Raw genomic sequence first — 18,270 nt, 5'->3', positions numbered from 1 at the left:
ACTGTGAACAAGGTTCTACAAACAACAGGCGCATACTTATAAAATTAGGAATAATTCTCAAAGTCTGTTCACAATTTTTTTGCTTGCTGGCTGTCAACCCTCGCTGACAGTTTTGGTTAAAGGAATTTGAGATTGTGGTTACACAAGAGATGCGATCGCCAAATCTATTAAACGCTCAATCTCCTAGAATTTAACCTTGCATTAACTAAATGCAATTTCTGCGATAACTTGAGATATTGTACCCAAGGTTGCTCAGATAACTGGGTAATGGCATTTGCGGAAAGGGTTGCCGTAAAAACATCTTTTCCAGCAGTGACGCCACTGACACCTAAATTTTCTAGAACAGCAGTTGCAGTCAAGTCTAAAACAGGTTCAGTATGGATAAAAACTGCCAAACTCGGTGTTTCTGGGTCATGCACTTCCTTGAGTGCTGTCACCAGGGCTGCGTCTAGCTTCTGATAATTCATAAGCAATTCCTTGGAGATCGGGGCAGGTATTTTCAATCCACCCTATCACCAAGCTATCAAATTTATCGATCTTGATTACCTATCTTGGTACAGACCTAATTTACAGGTTTCTACGCCTAATTACAGATTTAACGCCTAAAACCTCATTGGCTATCAAAAATTAGTAGAGGTTGATCGGAAATAAACAGAACAAACACAAATGACTAATGACCAATAAAAAATTCCATCACGGTTTATTTGTGGGTTTAGTAACCTTGGATTTTATTTATCTGGCTGAGTCTGCCCCACAGAATAATCAGAAGATAGTGGCAAGTGACTATACTGTAGCCGCAGGTGGCCCGGCGACAAATGCGGCTGTTACTTTCAGTTATTTAGGAAACCAAACCACAGTTATGGGTGTACTGGGTTCGCACCCAATGACGCAGCTAATTCGCACAGATTTAGCAAGTTACAAAGTAGCGATCGCAGATCTTGACCCTAGCACTACCGCCGTCGTACCAGTCTCTTCGATCATTGTCACCCAATCTACAGGTGAACGGGCTGTCGTTTCCATCAATGCAGTCAAAACTCAAGCAAGTATTTCATCTCTGCCATCAGATATTTTACAAAATATTGATATAGTCCTGATTGATGGGCATCAAATGGAAGTTGGGATTGCGATCGCCCAAATGGCTAAAGCCAAGAATATCGCAATTGCAATTGATGGTGGCAGTTGGAAGCCTGGTTTTGATCAACTCTTACCTTTTGTGGATTACGCTATTTGTTCTAGTAATTTTTATCCCCCTAACTGTCACACAGCAGCAGAAGTTTTTGCCTATCTCAGTTCTTTGGCAATTCCCCACATCGCCATCACTCACGGAGAACAGCCAATTAAATACTTAAATTGTGGTAATACTGGTATCTTAGATGTGCCACGCATTTCAGCAGTTGATACACTGGGGGCTGGAGATATTTTTCACGGTGCCTTCTGCCATTACATCTTACAAGAAAGTTTCACGGATGCGCTGGCTCAGGCAGCTAAGGTAGCCGCTAAAGCTTGCCAATTTTTCGGCACTCGCCGTTGGATGGATTCACAGCAGTGATTTAGATGAACTCACAGAAGGCTGAATCAATGAAAGATTTACAAGAAATATTAGCGATCGCCCGTCAGGTAGGATGGGAAGCAGCAGATATACTCCGGTCTTATTACCACGGGACTGTTAAAGACTCTAATCTCGAAGTGCAATATAAACAAAATGAGCCTGTTACCGTTGCAGATATAACTGTCAGCCAACACATTTTAGATTGCTTACAAACCGCTTTGGGTAATGAAGACTTTACCTATATCAGCGAAGAAACCTATAAATTACAACCGAATTACAATAACTCTACCTGGGTATGGATCATTGACCCCTTAGATGGCACGCGAGACTTTATCGATAAAACTGGGGACTATGCAATTCATATTGCTTTAGTCAAAGAAACACGCCCAGTACTTGCAGTTGTAGCAGTACCAGAGGCAGAAAAGTTGTATTTTGCTACCAAAGGCGGAGGTACATTTGTCGAAACCCGTAATGGTTCTGCGCCCTTACAGATGTCGTTAGGTTTAGGCAAAAAGCGCCTTGAGGATTTAACTCTAGTTGTTAGTCGCTCTCACCGCAATCAAAGATTAAATTACCTGCTACAAAATTTACCTTGTAAGAATCAAAAAGCGATTGGTAGTGTAGGTTGCAAAGTTGGAGCTATTGTTGAACAACAGGCAGATGTTTATATTTCTCTGTCTGGTAAATCTGCTCCTAAAGATTGGGATATAGCAGCACCAGAATTAATTTTGACAGAAGCTGGTGGTAAGTTCACACACTTTGATGGCTCACCCTTGCAGTACAACACCCATGATATTAATCAGTGGGGTGGATTGCTTGCCAGTAATGGTCAGTATCACGAAATGCTCTGTAAAGAAGCGGAAAGTATTTTAGCCCAATTCCTTAATAGCTAAAGACTTGGAGAATTTAGTGAATAATTATATCCAGTTTAGTAGCTATTCATTTTTTATCGGAGGTAATTACTATTTGCCAAAAATTTTATGTTGAAAAATGCAACAACCGTGCAATAATTAGATACGAGCAAAAATATAGCCGTAAATAGCAGATTTTGCTGCTTGGCTTATAATTTATACCTTTGAAATCCAACTCCGTGGGAGTTAATTTTCAAATGCTGTGGTATACTAGTGGATATAAAGATTATTTTCGGTTGAGTTATTCGTTTTGATTTCTCAAAAGCGTCTCTCCGAATTTAACTCTCTACAACTTTCTGAATTCGGAGACAGAATATGTCGATTTACGTTGGGAACTTGTCTTATCAGGTTACTGAGGAAGACCTGAAGAGGGCTTTTGCAGAATATGGAACGGTTAATCGCGTTCAACTTCCTACTGACCGAGAGACAGGTCGGCCACGTGGTTTTGCATTTGTAGAAATGGAAACCGATGCTCAAGAAACAGCTGCAATTGATGCACTTGATGGTGCTGAGTGGATGGGACGCGATCTAAAAGTGAACAAGGCTAAGCCTCGTGAAGAAAGAAGTTCTTCTCCCCGTGGTAACTGGGGCAATAATAACCGCAACAATCGCCGCTACTAAGCCTTAAACTGAAAATTTAAAAATCTAGAGTCTCCAGCAGATCAGGCCAAAGGCTCATCTCTGCTGGAATTTTGTCTATTCATCCAGATTTAGGAGGAATGAGAATGACACAAGTAGTACTAGGAGAGAATGAAGGTATTGAATCGGCTTTAAGAAGATTTAAACGCGAAGTTTCCAAAGCAGGGATTTTTCAAGATATGCGTAAGAAGCGTCACTTTGAGACGCCTTTAGAAAAAGAAAAGCGCAAGGCAGTTGCTAGACACAAGCAAAGTCGTAGACAACGTTCTCGCTACAGATAAAATTTCTTAGAAATTTGCTCTTCGACTTGCTCGCCATGTTTTAACTACCATACTTAGTGGCTTTACCTTTGGAAAGTGCAAATAAGTAGGCAGACATAAATAACAATTGTTGTAGTAGCACTAAGAGCAAAGACAGTGCTACTACAAATTTATGTGCTAAATTCAAATGGCTATAAAAGTGGCCTTTGCGGAACTACCAAATATTTTGATATATCTTCTTTGTCTACCTTCATCCCGCAATCTCTGACTCTAGATTTTCAGAAAACATGTTGCGTCTTTATCATCTATTAATTGGTGCTACCTTAGTAGCATTAATACCAGTGGGGGTTAAATATGGTTCCCACCTAATTTCTGCCAATAATACCGAGCAGAAAACTCCAGTTGTACAAACATTGAAACAACCTAACCCTACTCCTACTGAGGGTAGTATTTGGCAGAATCTCCTGGGTAACACCTCAGCACCCAGCGATTGGCAAGTAGCACCTTGTAAGGGTAATGCGCCGCTTTTATGTGTCTCCAGCAAAGGAAAAATTTTAGGTACGGTTGAGATTGGGGTTTACCCATTGGAAAAAAATCCGGCTTTCCAAAAGCAGCTAGAAGCCGCTGGTATTCCGCCAGGTACTAAAGTGGATTACCAAAGTCCTCAGTATCAAACCCAGCTATTGACAGCACTGAAGGCTTGGGTAACAGAGTACTACAGTACGATCGCAAAAGATCGTCAGGTGAGCTATGGAAAGGAGATTATTTTCTCAACCCACCCCCCACAGCCAGTAACAATTGGTAAACTCCCAGGAATCCGCTATGGATTTGCTGGACTTAAGCAGCAAGGTGGAGTACAGGAGCAACACATCGGGCATGTTACCTTCGATGGTACTGCACTTTACGTCATTAGTAGTGCCTTTGATCCAGCTTCAGAAACAGGCAAATTTGACAAGTTAGAAGATTGGATTATTTTCCAACCTTACCTATATGCGATCGCAACTGATCTGCGTTTGCCCAAGTAAATCTGTGTTGGTATTTTCTCAAAAAGAGCCAACTACCTGTAGTCCTACAAGCGATCCGCCCGCATTATCACTGCTAATGATCGGGAATAATATCAGCCCATGCTTTTGGCTCAACTCCAATTTCGCTGTCAGATATCCCAGTGCAGCCCCAGCCAGCACTTCCGTGAGACGATGACGATTAAGGTTTACCCGTGAATAGGCGATAAGAGATGCGCCAGAGTACCAGAGGATAGCAGAACCAGGATGGTAGTGACTTTGTACAGTTGCGATCGCAAATGCTGCTGTAGCATGACAACTAGGGAAACTATCGCGGGAGTCGGAATCGGGGCGCTTAACATCAGTTACTTCTTTTAAAGCAATACAAAGTAGAGTACTTGTACCGAGGGAGTCTAGCGCCCGTAAAGAATGTTGTCCGCCTTGTTTACCATCTAGCAACAGCGGTAGGGCGACACCAGCACCTAAATAAAGTGCAGTACCACCTCCAGAGATAAAATCGGACACGTCTTTGTCAAAAGTATCAGCGATCGCCTTGGGTGCAAACATCATGCAGTATAAGGCAATGAAGGCGGGCCATGCTGTTTTGAACCAACATACAAAAAGCCTATTCTGCATTTAATTAATGGATAGCAATTTGCCAGATTTACTCATTATTTTCCTTAAATAAAAGCTCAAGAATAATACTATTTTTTAAACATTCACCAAACCATATATAGCGGTTTTGGTAATGGATAATTGCAAGTATTACCCATTACTTATTCTTAGATACCGAGAAGCTTAAATTTCAGCTATAGCTCGTTCAATCAAGCGACGCGCTAAAGTTTGCGTACCAGTATGTTCATAGTAATTGGTTGACACGTCCAAAAATGCTGCTAGGTAGTCTAATTTGCTATCAGAAAATTCGACAAAATTTTGCAAATGACCGACAACTTTCTGTGGGGTTAAATTATTCGAGGCAACAAGACCACTCATCCAACCTTTCACAGAATCAAAGCTTTCACCGATAAAGTTCAGTTTGCTGCCAGCATTGTTGCCGGGGATGACATCTTTGATGCTTTGAAAAGTCGAGTTTTGTTCTAACTCTTGGGGATTGGTTTGACTTATCCCAGATATGGCTTTGCTGATGAAGTCAGGTCCTAAAGGGATTAAACCATCAACGCAGACTAAAGCCACCATCCGAATCAAAGACTCACCGCTATACTCACCCAAAGAGGCAACAAAATCTCCAATGCTGTCTCCAGGAATGCCGTTGATTTGGCAGAAGGCTACCAACTCAGCCACTAATTTTAAAGTCAAGTCAATGGTTTGGGCTTTGTCAGGTTTAGGAGTAACAGCATTTAAAAAACCTAACAAGGGAACTTTCTCTCCCACCTTATTAGCTAAAGCTGCTGCACCCAGGGCTTTATCTGTGCCATCAACGGTTTGATAAAGCCACAAAGCTGTTTGGTATCCTTGGGATTTATCATTGAAAAGATAAATTGCTCGTTCGCCAATTTGTTGAATTAAGTCTTCGTCAGTTTCGCCAGTCACAGTCTTAATAGTATTGACAAAACCCACAGTATTTTGCCACTGGCCTGGAGCCACAAAATCCAGGGCATTCAACAGAGAAACTGTCAAACCACTAGTTGGGAGTTGATCCACCAACTCAAAAATCGATTTGCTCAAAACAATCTCCTAATTTAGCTGTTGTAATTTTTATTTCTGTCGTGCAGCTTATTTGAGTTTAGCCAGACCATCAAGATTGAATTTCTCTATCCAAGCTTCCCTGTCTGTTGCTGTAAATGTTGGATCTTTGGATATCGCTTTTACTTGGTATTTACCTACCAAAATCGAAGTTTGAGTGTTACCAAGGGTGACTGCGGGGTAACCGCCAACTTTTTTGGTGCTTTTGGAGAATTTGGCCGCAGCGCTAGGAGTACTGGTAGTGTCCGAAATAGCCAGTTGTGCTATGACTTTGCCACCTTTTTTCAAGTTTGCTTCCGAAAAGCCTTTTTTCTCTTGAGTATAGACACGCTGGTAGCCATCTCCCCCAGCCGGAAAGAATTTGTTCAATTTGCTACCTTGAGTTGCATCTTTAGCAACTGCTTGACCACTTTTTTGGCGACTGCTTTCTTGCTGTGCTTGGTCAAAACGTCCAGGTGTTTTTGGTGTACATGCTGAAGTCAGCAATAATACTGAGATTAACACAGCAGCTAAAATCCTATGCCCACGAGGGAAAGTCATATTTTGTGTCTCCTTATGCTTGAGCTTTGAGGCAATTATCAGCGCTTGTGTCTTCTTTCGCCACAAAATTTACTTTTTGATAACTATTGCTGGGTATTTAGAATTACAGATGTTGTCAGCCGGTGGCTGATTACTAATCAGTGAACAGCAAATAGACTATTGTGCTTCAGTCCGATAAGCTATGACAGCATAGAACGGATCTCCTCCGGGTGCGCCCAACCATTGAAGCACAGTCGGGATGGTTGACTTACTGACAATAACTTCTGGAGTAGAAAACCCTGGGACTGAGGCAAAATAGTTTTTGACTAACTCCACTCTGGTTTCTTCTGATGCATCGCGCCAAGCTTGAATCGCTTTTTGAAAAAACATGCGGTTAGAAAAGCTGATAATAGCTATACCACCGGGTTTAAGAATGCGATGTATTTCGGAAAAGACTGCCTCTGGATATTGCACATACTGTATTGAGACGCAGTTGAGAACGGCATCAAAATTTTGCTCTTGTAAAGACAACTGCGGACTATTATTTATATCTTGTACAAAGTAATGATTTAATCGAGGATTACGCGCTAATTCTTCAGCATTGAGTCCGTGTCCCTCAACGTGAGCAAATTGCATTTCTTCAGGCAGATGGGATACCCAACTGCTCATCATATCTAAAATACGTGTGTTAGCTTTGAGCCGCTCGCGATATACATCTGTTAGCTGCTTAATAAACGCTTCATCAACATGGGTAACAAAGCGTGGTTGATTATAAAAGAGTTTGTCATTTGTGTCATCTAACTTTAGGCGTTCATTTGGTCGAAGTATCATAGCTTAAATGTCTATTTGGGAGGATTTTTTTTCTAACTGAGTTAATTTCAGTTAGGATTTTAATCAAGTAATTTGTAAGCTGCTCTACATATTTTAAAAGCGGGAGTACAAATACATAAAATTTACTTCGCAACATTCAATTCGTACTAATTAATGTTGTACAAAACCCGAGTATTGCCGAGTTTATGGCGGCAAATCTACGTTTTTGCGAGATTACCCTATGTCACTTTGTTAATTTGGCTACTTCCTTTATTGCTATGCAATTCTGGGCAAAATAGCTTGATGGCTCATGATGAAGGCTATTATGCTGGGCGAGCACGCCAGATGTTTGAATCTGGTGATTGGATAGCTCCTTGGGGTAATGCCCACCATAAAACTCCTGGTCCCTATTGGTTGATTGCTAGTTCTTATCAGTTATTTGGTGTCAGTGAATTTAGTGCGCGAATTCCAAGTGCGATCGCCGGAATATTTTGCCTTGTGACTATATATGAAATCGGCAAAATTCTTTTGGGTAAAAAAGTAGCATGGCTAGCAGCTACTATCTTGAGTGTGGAATTTCTCTGGCTACAATCATGTCGATTAGCTGCACCAGATATTCCCATGATTCTCTTGGTACTTTTAGCTATTTTATCTTTTTTAAAAGCTGAAATCCATCATAAATATAGCTATTATTGGCTTTTTATTGCCGGGTTAAGTTTCGGTTTGGGCTTCTTAATGAGAAGCTTGATGATTTTTTTGCCAATGATAGCTTTATTACCTTATTTAATTGGGGAGCATCGCCGTCATCATCATCTTGCTAACCCAATGTTGTATTTAGGATTGGCAGTTGGTTTGATTCCTACATTAGCTTGGCTTTGGTTAAGCTGGTCGCGCTATGGTTATGAAAGTTTTAATCGCTTGTTAGGATTTGTGGTAGAGCTAGGTTCTGAAGACCGCAACCATAATGGAGTGCTATTCTATTTCTGGAATATTCCTTTAAAATCCTTTCCTTGGGGTTTTTTCAGTCTTATAGGATTGGCTGTAGTGCTGCATCGTCCTATCGCTCGCTACCAGTTGATTTTAGTCGGAGTTCCCTTAGTTTGGTTTACTGAACTGAGTATTTTCTCCACACGTCTTTCTCACTATGCTCTTGGTCTTTATCCTTTCATAGCTTTGCTAGCTGCTTTAGGTTTAGACTGGTTGGGCAGAATTTACCAAAGAGGATTTACACACTCAACAACTTCCCAGCAAAAGCATAAAGGAAATATATTACTCTCATTGATGAGAGAGACTAGGGAAAAACTTCCTCGGAACCTCAGTTACGCCTTTGGCGTACTAGGTATTGTACTTTTGCTAGTAAGTACATTTGCTTTAATTTCGGATGACTTTGATATTGACCAGCAGGCAACCTTAGGCTTGATTTTAGGATTAGGTTGGCTAATTTTACCTTTAGTGTGGATCGGTCGTTATCACTTTGGCAAAAAGTTCTTGACAGATAATTATTGGATAGCTTGTTGGTTACTTCCCTGTTGGCTAACTTTAGCTATGACTGGTAGCTTAGGCTTGTTAAGCGACTACAACCCAACTTTTAAAGCTTTTTTCCAACAACCAGCGATCGCCTCTATTCTCCAAAATCATCCTGTCTCTTTTGCTCAAGTAGAAGATAAAAATTCTGTACTGCTGAATTTCTACACTCCAATTCCTGGTCCAAGGGTAGATGCAATTTCCCAATTACCAGCTTTGAGCTATGCTTGGATATCTGCACCAGAGCAGCCGCAATTATCCACGCCTTACCAGGTTATTGCTACACTACAAGAGTACCAGCTGATTCAAGTCCTTCCCTAAGAGAGATGGCAATCAGCTATTGCCAAGAAAGCATTGCTTAGTTAGAATAATATTACGCACCCTAAATAATTGCTCTCAATGGTTTCTACATCTAATGATTTTGAAGTTTTAGAGTCGTGGCAGCAAGTTGTGGCACCATATAGTGTTGGCTATAGAATCAAGTTGCTTTCACAACTGCTAACTCGCAAGTTTACTGAGAAACTAGAGCCGTTTGGATTGACGCCATTTCACTGGTTAGTGTTGTGCTGTTTGTGGCAAGAAGATGGTTTACCTACTTCCAGTATTGGCGACAAGCTCAAACAAGTGGGAGGAACTTTAACTGGGGTTTTAGATCGCATGGAAGAACGCGGTTTAGTGCGTCGAGAACGGGACGCTCACGATCGCCGTATCTGGCGGATTTGGCTAACAGATGCTGGTAAGGAGCTAGAAACAGTTTTGCCGCCATTAGCAGTAGAATTGCGCGATGAAGCAATGTCCGGTATTTCCCACGCTGAACGAGAAATATTCTCCCAATTATTGAATCGGGCGATCGCTAACTTGAGTTGAGAACAGGCTAGTTAAGGCAAAGTCTATCTATAGAAGAAGCTACGATCACCCAATTGGGTGAAGTAGTATGAAGTTTTGTTTTGCGATAATAATACTACGCATACGAACGGAACGCTATATAAAAGCTAGCAATTAAATAATACGTACTCTAAGTAAAAATATTAATTTAATCATCGAGTTAGGGGAGTTAACAATCATGGGCGCTAATACTGAGAACGGACGCAAAAAAGGCAATACCTCTGTTATAGACAAAGAACTAATTACTGATGTAGAGAGTTTAGAGGCTGTTACTGCCAAGACTGCCGCAAGTCCAGAAGCAACCGTTGTAACTCCCGAAGCTCCTACACAACCAGAAACCGATGTCCATCCTCAGCCAGAAACAGAGAAAAAGGCTGACAAGAAACGTAAGAAACCGATTGGTTTGATTTTAGCTGGCGTGGGTGTAGGTGCGATCGCCGCTGGTGGTTTTGGTTATAACTACTGGCAATATGCTTCTGCCCACGAACAAACAGATAACGCCACTGTGGTAGGAAATATTCACCAAGTGAGTAGCCGGATTCCCGGAACTGTCAGCCAGGTGCTAGTCAACGACAACCAACTTGTGCAACCAGGACAGTTATTAGTGACACTCGATCCAAAGGATTATCAAAGTAAAGTACAGCAAGCGCAAGCAGCGCTACAAAATGCTCGTGGTCAGGCGCAAGCTGCACAAGCCAATATTGCTTTAGCTTCACAAACCTCTAGTGGTAAAACAACTCAAGCGCAAGGAGATGTCAGCAGTGCTGTTGCAGCAATTTCCACAGCGCAAGCCGCAGTTAAAGAAGCACAAGCCGGGATACCCGCCGCCCAAGCTGAAGTACAACTAGCGCAAGCCGGGATACCCGCCGCCCAAGCCCAGGTAGCGCAGGCTAATGCAAATTTGGCAAAAGCTCAAGCAGACTACAACCGTTACAACAGTTTGTTTAAAGAAGGCGCAATTCCTCGGCAACAGCTAGATACAGCCAGGGCAGCTTATGATGTGGCTGTAGCACAAAAAAATGCTGCACTTCAGGGAGTCGAACAAGCCCAAGCCAGATTAGCCTCTGCCAGAGTGGGTGTAGCGAAAGCGCAGTCTCAACTTGCACAAGCACAACAAGGTGTAACCAGCGCCCAAGCGAAACTAGCTGCATCTAAGGGAGGATTGCAACAAGCCACCGCCACTGGACAAGATACTGCTGTCAAACAAAGTCAGTACGAAGCAGCAAAAGCAGCGATCGCGCAAGCTGAAGCTTCCCTCAAAGATGCACAGTTGCAGCTTTCTTACACCAACATTACCGCTCCTAGCGCTGGACGGGTAGGTAGGAAAAACGTGGAAGTTGGTAACCGGGTGCAAGTGGGAACACCGTTAATGGCGATCGTAGATAACGGCTATTGGGTAGTAGCGAACTTCAAAGAAACCCAATTGAATAAAATGCAACCAGGAGAACCAGTAGAAATCAAGCTAGATGCTTTTCCTAATCACCCCTTTAAAGGTCGAGTTGACAGTATATCCCCAGCCTCCGGTGCTCAATTTGCTTTATTACCACCAGATAACGCCACCGGTAACTTCACCAAAATCGTTCAACGTATTCCAGTAAAAGTAGTTTTCGACCAAAAGAGTATCCAAGGATATAACTCACGGATTACACCTGGGATGTCTGCGGAAGTTAATGTAGAGGTTAAGTAAGTTATTTGTCATTAGTCCTTTGTCATTTGTCATTTGTCAGTTGTTCTTTGTGAAAAACCAATAACTAATGACCAATGACTATTGACTCTTGACTATTAACCAATGACTAATAACCAATGAATAATGACTAATGGCTAAGATAAAGCTGCCGCAACTACCTGCATTAACATCAAAAAACTACCGTTTGTTTTTTGCCGGACAAGGTATTTCCCTGATTGGGACTTGGATGACACAACTTGCTACAGTCTGGCTAGTTTATAGTTTAACTAACTCTGCATTAATGTTGGGAGTTGTGGGATTTACTAGCCAAATTCCTAGTTTCTTTCTTGCTCCTTTTGGGGGCGTTTTTGTAGACCGCTTTTCTCGGTATCGTACCTTAATTGCTACACAAATCATGGCGATGATTCAGTCGTTAGCATTGGCGGTACTTGCGCTAACAGGTGTAATTCAGGTATGGCATATCATCGCTTTAAGCTTGTTTCAAGGATTTATTAACGCCTTGGATGCACCAGCTAGGCAAGCATTTGTGCCAGAACTAGTAGAACGACGAGAAGATTTAGCCAATGCGATCGCTATCAACTCAACAATGATTAATGGTGCGCGATTAATTGGTCCGGCAGTTGGTGGTTTAATCATTGCTAGAATTGGCGCTGCTTACTGTTTTTTAATTGATGGTTTGAGTTACATTGCAGTAATTGCCGCTTTATTGGCGATGACAATTAAACCTTGGAAAGTTGCAGTGATTGCTGGTAATCCTCTCCAACAAGTTAAAGAAGGATTTGTGTATGCTTTTAGCTTTCCACCAATCCGAGCTATCTTGTTGCTATCAACTTTAGTTAGTTTAATGGGATTACAAAATACTATTCTTGTACCCATTTTTGCCGAAGAAATTCTTAAAGGAGGAGCAGAAGCATTAGGCTTTTTGATGGCTGCCTCCGGAGTAGGAGCCTTAGCGGGTGGCATTTATCTAGCTACAAGACGAACAATATTAGGAATTGGTAAATTAATTGCTATAGCTCCAGCAATTTTAGGAGTAGGTTTAATTGGTTTTTCGCTATCTCGATTTTTACCACTTTCTTTATTTACAATGTTGTTTGTTGGCTTGGGCACAATTCTCCAAATTGCCGCCAGTAATACATTTTTACAAACAATTGTAGAAGAAGACAAACGTGGTAGATTGATGAGCCTGTATACGATGTCATTTTTAGGAATGATACCTGTAGGCAATTTATTAGGAGGATTCTTAGCTAGTCGTATTGGCGCTCCTAATACATTAATTATTGATGGCATCGCTTGTATTATCGGTTCTATTATTTTTGGCAGACAACTACCTGGATTGAGACGACTAGTTATGCCACTCTATGAGCAAAAGGGCATTATAAAAGTCTAGAATCTTCAAGATAGATAGGCTGCTATGCACGGATATAGAACTCCTAAAGCATTCGTAATAAACAAGATTACCGACTTCCTTAAGAAGTCGGTAATCTGAGCTTTTTAATCCTCAATTACCGATAAGAACTATTTCTTTTATCTGTTTTGCGTCACGGACATTTTGCTTTAAAGTTGAAAAATAGATAGATATTCCCCTTTGCGCGCCTCAAATCTGAAACTGGAGCAATTTTTATGGCTAACACAGGTGCTATCCAGCAGAATACTGCCCTACCACCAGAAAATATACCTTTAAGAACTTGGATTGGTGTATTAGCCAGTATGCTTGGCGCATTCATGGCGGTTTTAGATATTCAAATTACTAATGCTTCATTGCAAGAAATTCAAGCAAGTTTAGGCGCAACTTTAGAAGAGGGGTCTTGGATTTCTACTGCTTATCTAGTAGCAGAAATTGTAGTTATTCCACTTACCGGATGGTTATCGCGGGTGTTTTCACTGCGACGCTATCTAATAGTAAATACCATACTATTTATCTTCTTTTCTATATGCTGTGCTTGGTCATGGAATCTCAATTCTATGATAGTCTTCCGGGCTTTACAAGGCTTCAGCGGTGGGATTTTAATTCCTTCGGCGATGACAGTTGTACTGACGACTTTACCGCCATCCAAGCAATCAGTAGGACTAGCCGCATTTGCTATTACAGCAGTGTTTGCTCCCTCAATTGGCCCCACATTAGGAGGTTGGTTAACAGAAAATTTTAGTTGGCAATATAACTTTTATATAAATGTATTTCCTGGGGTGTTAATGCTTGCCGGAGTATGGTATGGCATTAAACAAGATCAACTCCAATTACAATTGCTTAAACAAGGCGATTGGTGGGGAATTATTTCAATGGCTATTGGCTTAGGTTCCCTACAAGTTGTATTAGAAGAAGGTAGCCGCAAAGATTGGTTTGGTTCGGCTTTGATTGTCCGCTTAAGTGTGATAGCGGCAATTTTTATAGCATTATTTTTATTTATAGAATTGACTCGCAAGCAACCATTTATTAATTTAAGATTGGTGCTACGGCGTAATTTTGGTTTAGCCAGTATTGTTAACGTCTCCCTAGGGGTGGGATTATATGGTTCAATTTATGTTTTGCCCTTATATCTTGCCCAAATTCAACAATATAATGCGCTACAAATTGGTGAAGTATTAATTTGGGCAGGTATTCCCCAATTATTTATCATTCCCTTTATACCTAAATTGATGCAACGTATTGATGTACGGTTAATGGTGGGAGTAGGGGCGTCCCTGTTTGCTGTAAGTGCGTTTATGAACGCTGGGATGACTTCTCAAACAGGATTAGATCAATTAAGATGGTCGCAACTTGTCCGCGCAATGGGACAACCATTAATTATGGTTCCACTAAGTAGTATCGCTACAGCTGGATTGAATCCCAAAGAAGCAGGTTCGGCAAGTGGTTTATTTAATATGATGCGTAATATGGGCGGTTCTTTAGGTATTGCAGCCTTAGCAACTTTATTAACTAACAGAGAGCAATTTCACTCTAATAGATTAGGTGATAGCGTATCTTTATATAATCCCGAAACTCAACAGCGAATCGATCAGATGACTCAATATTTCATCAGTCGAGGAGCAGATTTGAGTACAGCGCAAAATCAGGCGATCGCATCCATATCTAATATTGTTCGTAGAGAAGCTTTTGTCATGGCTTTCAATGACTGCTTTTATTTTATCGGGATTGCTTTATTATTAAGCGGTCTTGCTATTGTTTTTATTAAAAAAGTAAAAGCTACTGGTGGTGCTGTTGCTCATTAACCTTCCCTTGAAAGCTGTCTTATAGGCGACTGCCTTAAAATGGGGCTGGAGTCTTTACAGGGAAATTAAGAGTTCTGCTTAAGAAGTTAAAACCAAAACACAAATAAGTAGGGCATTTGCCCTACTTAAATATTTATGCCGCGTTTTGCCGATACCAATCAATAGTATTTTTTAACCCCTGCTGAAAGCTGACTTGGGCAGTGAAATTAAAAGCTTGCTTTGCCCGTTCAGTATCCAAACAACGGCGAGGTTGACCATTAGGCTGATCTGTTTCCCAGACAATTTCACCGTCAAACTCCATGAGTTCGCAAATCAGAGTGATTAAATCCCGAATCGAGATTTCATAACCTGTTCCCAGATTTACTGGTTCGGAATCGTTGTAAAATTGAGTTCCCATGACAATTCCCCTGGCCGCATCCTGAGAATAAAGGAACTCACGGGTAGGACTGCCATCACCCCAAACAGGAAGTTGCTTTTGTTTTTTAATTTGGGCTTCGTGAACTTTGCGAATTAACGCCGGAATGACATGGGAGCTTCTGGTATCAAAATTGTCTTCCGGTCCGTATAAATTGACGGGTAGGAGGTAAATACCGTTAAAGTTATACTGCTGACGGTAAGCTTGCAGCTGGACTAAAAGTGCTTTTTTGGCAACTCCGTAGGGAGCATTGGTTTCTTCTGGATAACCATTCCAAAGGTCATCCTCTTTGAAAGGCACAGGGGTAAATTTGGGATAAGCGCAGATAGTGCCAACACAGACGAATTTTTCTACTCCAGCTTGATAGGCAGCATGAATTAGCTGAGTTCCCATGATCAAGTTGTCGTAGAACAACTCTGCTGGTTTTTCGCGATTGAGGCCGATACCACCGACGTGAGCTGCTAAGTGGATGATGATATCTTGCTGGTCAACTACGCGTTGGTTATTTTCCCAAACGCGTAGATCGCAGTCACGCGATCGCGGTACTGTAATTTTCGCAATATCAGCCCCTGCCTGACACAGCTGATCGATCACCTGACGACCTAGGAAACCCGATCCACCAGTAACGAGAATCCGTTTATTTTTTAGTTCTAAGGCAGTCATATTTTTATCCTCAGCAGTGTGAATCAAAAGTGGAGAGCGCCTAGTTGTTGCCGAACAGTCGCAATATCATTCAGTACTGATGAACCACTTCCATTCGCAGCAGTAACGCCGAGTGCTTGTAGGTCTGCTTCCACCATCAGCGCTACTAGTCCCTCAAAGGTTACCGATGGTGTCCAACCTAACTTTTGGCGTGCCTTAGTAGCATCACCAATTAATAACTCTACTTCAGCAGGACGAAGATAGCGCTCATCAAACTCTACATAATCTTGCCAACGGAGATTCACATAACTAAATGCTAACTCCAGAAACTCCTTGACTGAATGGGTTTCACCAGTCGCAATCACGTAATCATCTGGTTGCTCTTGCTGTAACATCAGCCACATGGCTCTGACATAATCTTTGGCATAACCCCAATCTCGCTTGGCATCAAGATTGCCCATATAAAGCTTTTTCTGTTTACCAGCAACAATTTGAGCAACTGCCCTAGTAATTTTACGCGTTACAAAAGTTTCACCGCGTCGAGGCGATTCGTGGTTAAAAAGTATGCCATTACAGGCAAACAAAGAATAAGATTCACGGTAATTTACCGTCTGCCAATGGGCATAAACTTTAGCACAAGCATAAGGGCTACGGGGATAAAAGGGCGTTGTCTCAGTTTGAGGTACTGCTTGAACTAAACCATACATCTCAGAAGAACCAGCTTGGTAGAACCGCACCTGAATTCCAGTGCGTTGCTGGTAATCCCGAATTGCTTCTAACAAACGTAGTGTTCCCATTCCTACAGCATCCACTGTGTATTCTGGTGAATCAAAGCTCACTCTTACATGGGATTGAGCACCTAGATTGTAGATTTCTTGTGGCTGTACTTCTTCTAAAATCCGGCGTAGCGTCGTACCATCCGTCAGATCGCCATAGTGAAGAAATAACCTCACACCCTCTTTGTGAGGATCTTCATACATGTGATCGATACGGTCTGTGTTAAAGGTAGAAGTCCGGCGGATGATACCATGAACCTCGTAACCTTGCTCTAGCAAAAACTCACTCAGATATGAACCATCTTGACCAGTAATACCGGTAATCAATGCTCGTTTCTGTTGCGTCATGCTTAGTGATTCCTTTGTTATCTTCGGTAAAAAAAAGTTACAGCCTAACTGATACAAGCTAGCAGTTAATCGCTAAATTGCCTAATGGGAAACCTACCAATCTTCGCTGTTACGGCAAATTTAAAGTCAAAAAATATACTTTTATAAATATACTTAATAAGTTTTGACTTGGTTAGAATTAAAATTATGCGTTTTTTATCCTACATTCCGCTGGTTTTGTTTTCTTTCCAAATATTTTTGGTAGTTTAAAACCTAAAGTCTTTATTGGGCAAGGGATATCGTCGTTTAGTTTTGAGTTTTGTTTTCAGACATTGTTGACACTATTCTCAATTATTTGACGCGCGCTCAACCTCTGTAGGCTAAAACGAGTGAAAATTCATTAAAGCGATCGCCTACCTGCGGAATGTCGGTTTTATTTAAAATTTATATATATTTACAAAAACTTTATCTAACGCAGAATTATATTAAGTGTGGATAAATTTTTTTCAAGATTATTCTACTTTTAAAGAAAAATATTTAGGATAATTTGTTTTGATTTTTGGTTACAGATAGCTAAGTGATTTTTATTTGGGGGCATTAACTGCCCCATAGAATCTACTCTTTAAGTATTTTTTCAGTAGGCTCCGTTATTTTTGGGCATAATGACGACATCAATGGTTTTCAAGATAATCCATAAATCAAGCCAAAAAGTTCTAAATTTGACATAATGCAGGTCTATTTGGACTCTTCGAGGATAGGGAATATCATTACGCCCAGAAACTTGCCACAATCCTGTGATACCCGGCCGGATAGTTAAAATCCGATCGATATGATAACCATATTTTGGAAGTTCTTCCTCTACTAAGGGTCGGGGACCAACAACACTCATATCTCCTTTTAAAACATTCCAGAACTGGGGAAATTCGTCTAAGCTAGTAATTCGCAAAAATTGCCCAATTTTAGTGATTCTAGGGTCTTGTTTGAGTTTAAAGCTGCTTTCAAATTCTTGCCGCATCTGGGGGGATGTTTCCATCATTTGTACAAGAATTTCATCAGCATTGCTCACCATTGTGCGAAATTTAATACAATTAAAGGGCTTGTAGTTTTTACCTACCCTTTCTTGGACATAAAAAATCGGGCCTTCTGAACTGAAAGCAATCAGCAAGGCCAAGATTAAGTAAACAGGGAAAAATACAATCAAAACAAACAGCGAAAACACAATGTCAAACAGTCGCTTGGCAAACTCTCCGTTTAAACCTTGAAAAGACAATCCTTTGGGTTTTACCCGAGGAGTCTTTTTTTGTTGACCGCGTTTTAACAAAGTACGCGCAGACGCGCTAGCATCTTGCCGTAGTCCTCGCTTGCCGGAGAGGAGTGAGCTCTGGGCAGTCATCATACTCCTTAACAATCC

The 18,270-nt window shown here is 41.3% G+C and carries 18 protein-coding genes; 10 read left to right on the top strand and 8 right to left on the bottom strand.

Going from position 1 to position 18,270, the window contains the following annotated elements; genetic code table 11:
- Positions 1–167 precede the first annotated feature (167 nt).
- On the bottom strand, positions 168–467 hold the full coding sequence (locus BV372_RS01930; RefSeq protein ID WP_086682372.1) for a hypothetical protein: 300 nt from the start codon (positions 465–467) through the stop codon (positions 168–170).
- A 206-nt stretch (positions 468–673) separates the two neighbouring features.
- Between BV372_RS01930 and BV372_RS01925 the strand changes: the two genes are divergently transcribed.
- The 5 genes from BV372_RS01925 to BV372_RS01905 all read left to right on the top strand — a co-directional run bounded on the left by BV372_RS01925 (position 674) and on the right by BV372_RS01905 (position 4,384).
- Positions 674–1,549, top strand: a complete 876-nt coding sequence (locus BV372_RS01925) for a sugar kinase (RefSeq protein ID WP_086682369.1) — start codon at positions 674–676, stop codon at positions 1,547–1,549.
- 29 nt (positions 1,550–1,578) lie between these two features.
- Entirely contained in the window at positions 1,579–2,442 is an 864-nt protein-coding gene (locus BV372_RS01920; RefSeq protein ID WP_086682366.1) for a 3'(2'),5'-bisphosphate nucleotidase CysQ, read from the top strand.
- 333 nt (positions 2,443–2,775) lie between these two features.
- Positions 2,776–3,081, top strand: coding sequence for an RNA-binding protein (locus tag BV372_RS01915; protein ID WP_086682363.1), 306 nt, complete (start codon positions 2,776–2,778; stop codon positions 3,079–3,081).
- Between the two features lie 104 nt (positions 3,082–3,185).
- Positions 3,186–3,380 (top strand): 30S ribosomal protein S21, encoded by a 195-nt coding sequence (gene rpsU, locus BV372_RS01910; RefSeq protein ID WP_086682360.1) that lies wholly within the window; start codon positions 3,186–3,188, stop codon positions 3,378–3,380.
- A 266-nt stretch (positions 3,381–3,646) separates the two neighbouring features.
- Positions 3,647–4,384, top strand: coding sequence for a hypothetical protein (locus BV372_RS01905; RefSeq protein ID WP_086682358.1), 738 nt, complete (start codon positions 3,647–3,649; stop codon positions 4,382–4,384).
- 18 nt (positions 4,385–4,402) lie between these two features.
- On the opposite strand, the gene BV372_RS01900 is transcribed toward BV372_RS01905, so the two are convergent.
- From BV372_RS01900 to BV372_RS01885, 4 genes are all read right to left on the bottom strand, one after another.
- Positions 4,403–4,930, bottom strand: a complete 528-nt coding sequence (locus tag BV372_RS01900; protein WP_086682355.1) for a phosphatase PAP2 family protein — start codon at positions 4,928–4,930, stop codon at positions 4,403–4,405.
- 228 nt (positions 4,931–5,158) lie between these two features.
- Positions 5,159–6,046: a hypothetical protein gene (locus tag BV372_RS01895; protein WP_086682352.1), complete on the bottom strand. Its 888-nt coding sequence runs from the start codon at positions 6,044–6,046 to the stop codon at positions 5,159–5,161.
- A 48-nt stretch (positions 6,047–6,094) separates the two neighbouring features.
- A complete protein-coding gene (locus tag BV372_RS01890; protein WP_086682349.1) occupies positions 6,095–6,604 on the bottom strand; it encodes a hypothetical protein in 510 nt (169 codons plus the stop codon).
- Between the two features lie 156 nt (positions 6,605–6,760).
- Complete coding sequence (locus tag BV372_RS01885; protein ID WP_086682346.1) at positions 6,761–7,414, bottom strand: class I SAM-dependent methyltransferase; 654 nt, start codon at positions 7,412–7,414, stop codon at positions 6,761–6,763.
- Between the two features lie 153 nt (positions 7,415–7,567).
- Here BV372_RS01885 and BV372_RS01880 point away from each other — a divergent pair, with 153 nt between their 5' ends.
- From BV372_RS01880 to BV372_RS01860, 5 genes are all read left to right on the top strand, one after another.
- Positions 7,568–9,238 (top strand): glycosyltransferase family 39 protein, encoded by a 1,671-nt coding sequence (locus BV372_RS01880; protein WP_086682343.1) that lies wholly within the window; start codon positions 7,568–7,570, stop codon positions 9,236–9,238.
- Between the two features lie 78 nt (positions 9,239–9,316).
- Positions 9,317–9,784, top strand: coding sequence for a MarR family winged helix-turn-helix transcriptional regulator (locus tag BV372_RS01875; RefSeq protein WP_086682340.1), 468 nt, complete (start codon positions 9,317–9,319; stop codon positions 9,782–9,784).
- Positions 9,785–9,980: 196 nt separating this feature from the next.
- Complete coding sequence (locus BV372_RS01870; RefSeq protein WP_086682337.1) at positions 9,981–11,489, top strand: HlyD family secretion protein; 1,509 nt, start codon at positions 9,981–9,983, stop codon at positions 11,487–11,489.
- Between the two features lie 130 nt (positions 11,490–11,619).
- Positions 11,620–12,879 (top strand): MFS transporter, encoded by a 1,260-nt coding sequence (locus tag BV372_RS01865; RefSeq protein ID WP_086682334.1) that lies wholly within the window; start codon positions 11,620–11,622, stop codon positions 12,877–12,879.
- A gap of 233 nt (positions 12,880–13,112) precedes the next feature.
- Entirely contained in the window at positions 13,113–14,699 is a 1,587-nt protein-coding gene (locus tag BV372_RS01860; RefSeq protein ID WP_086682330.1) for a DHA2 family efflux MFS transporter permease subunit, read from the top strand.
- Between the two features lie 133 nt (positions 14,700–14,832).
- Here BV372_RS01860 and BV372_RS01855 read toward each other — a convergent pair whose 3' ends face one another.
- The 3 genes from BV372_RS01855 to BV372_RS01845 form a co-directional block, all read right to left on the bottom strand.
- Positions 14,833–15,777, bottom strand: a complete 945-nt coding sequence (locus BV372_RS01855; protein ID WP_086682327.1) for a GDP-L-fucose synthase — start codon at positions 15,775–15,777, stop codon at positions 14,833–14,835.
- Positions 15,778–15,800: 23 nt separating this feature from the next.
- Positions 15,801–16,880, bottom strand: coding sequence for a GDP-mannose 4,6-dehydratase (gene gmd / locus BV372_RS01850; RefSeq protein ID WP_086682324.1), 1,080 nt, complete (start codon positions 16,878–16,880; stop codon positions 15,801–15,803).
- Between the two features lie 613 nt (positions 16,881–17,493).
- Positions 17,494–18,252, bottom strand: a complete 759-nt coding sequence (locus tag BV372_RS01845; RefSeq protein WP_086682321.1) for a sugar transferase — start codon at positions 18,250–18,252, stop codon at positions 17,494–17,496.
- Between the last annotated feature and the right edge of the window lie 18 nt (positions 18,253–18,270).

Origin of the sequence: Nostoc sp. T09 (assembly GCF_002154695.1) — a bacterium.
Taxonomy (GTDB): domain Bacteria; phylum Cyanobacteriota; class Cyanobacteriia; order Cyanobacteriales; family Nostocaceae; genus Aulosira.
Note: the sequence above shows the minus strand (reverse complement) of the source record. Positions and strands in the feature narration are given on the sequence as shown.

Coding starts and splice junctions, on each gene's coding strand:
- BV372_RS01900 (WP_086682355.1), bottom strand. CDS start 4,930: ATGATGTTTGCACCCAAGGCGATCGCTGATACTTTTGACAAAGACGTG.
- rpsU (WP_086682360.1), top strand. CDS start 3,186: ATGACACAAGTAGTACTAGGAGAGAATGAAGGTATTGAATCGGCTTTA.
- BV372_RS01915 (WP_086682363.1), top strand. CDS start 2,776: ATGTCGATTTACGTTGGGAACTTGTCTTATCAGGTTACTGAGGAAGAC.
- BV372_RS01865 (WP_086682334.1), top strand. CDS start 11,620: ATGGCTAAGATAAAGCTGCCGCAACTACCTGCATTAACATCAAAAAAC.
- BV372_RS01930 (WP_086682372.1), bottom strand. CDS start 467: ATGAATTATCAGAAGCTAGACGCAGCCCTGGTGACAGCACTCAAGGAA.
- BV372_RS01925 (WP_086682369.1), top strand. CDS start 674: ATGACCAATAAAAAATTCCATCACGGTTTATTTGTGGGTTTAGTAACC.
- BV372_RS01880 (WP_086682343.1), top strand. CDS start 7,568: ATGTTGTACAAAACCCGAGTATTGCCGAGTTTATGGCGGCAAATCTAC.
- BV372_RS01845 (WP_086682321.1), bottom strand. CDS start 18,252: ATGACTGCCCAGAGCTCACTCCTCTCCGGCAAGCGAGGACTACGGCAA.
- BV372_RS01905 (WP_086682358.1), top strand. CDS start 3,647: ATGTTGCGTCTTTATCATCTATTAATTGGTGCTACCTTAGTAGCATTA.
- BV372_RS01890 (WP_086682349.1), bottom strand. CDS start 6,604: ATGACTTTCCCTCGTGGGCATAGGATTTTAGCTGCTGTGTTAATCTCA.
- BV372_RS01870 (WP_086682337.1), top strand. CDS start 9,981: ATGGGCGCTAATACTGAGAACGGACGCAAAAAAGGCAATACCTCTGTT.
- BV372_RS01855 (WP_086682327.1), bottom strand. CDS start 15,777: ATGACTGCCTTAGAACTAAAAAATAAACGGATTCTCGTTACTGGTGGA.
- BV372_RS01875 (WP_086682340.1), top strand. CDS start 9,317: ATGGTTTCTACATCTAATGATTTTGAAGTTTTAGAGTCGTGGCAGCAA.
- BV372_RS01860 (WP_086682330.1), top strand. CDS start 13,113: ATGGCTAACACAGGTGCTATCCAGCAGAATACTGCCCTACCACCAGAA.
- BV372_RS01885 (WP_086682346.1), bottom strand. CDS start 7,414: ATGATACTTCGACCAAATGAACGCCTAAAGTTAGATGACACAAATGAC.
- BV372_RS01920 (WP_086682366.1), top strand. CDS start 1,579: ATGAAAGATTTACAAGAAATATTAGCGATCGCCCGTCAGGTAGGATGG.
- gmd (WP_086682324.1), bottom strand. CDS start 16,880: ATGACGCAACAGAAACGAGCATTGATTACCGGTATTACTGGTCAAGAT.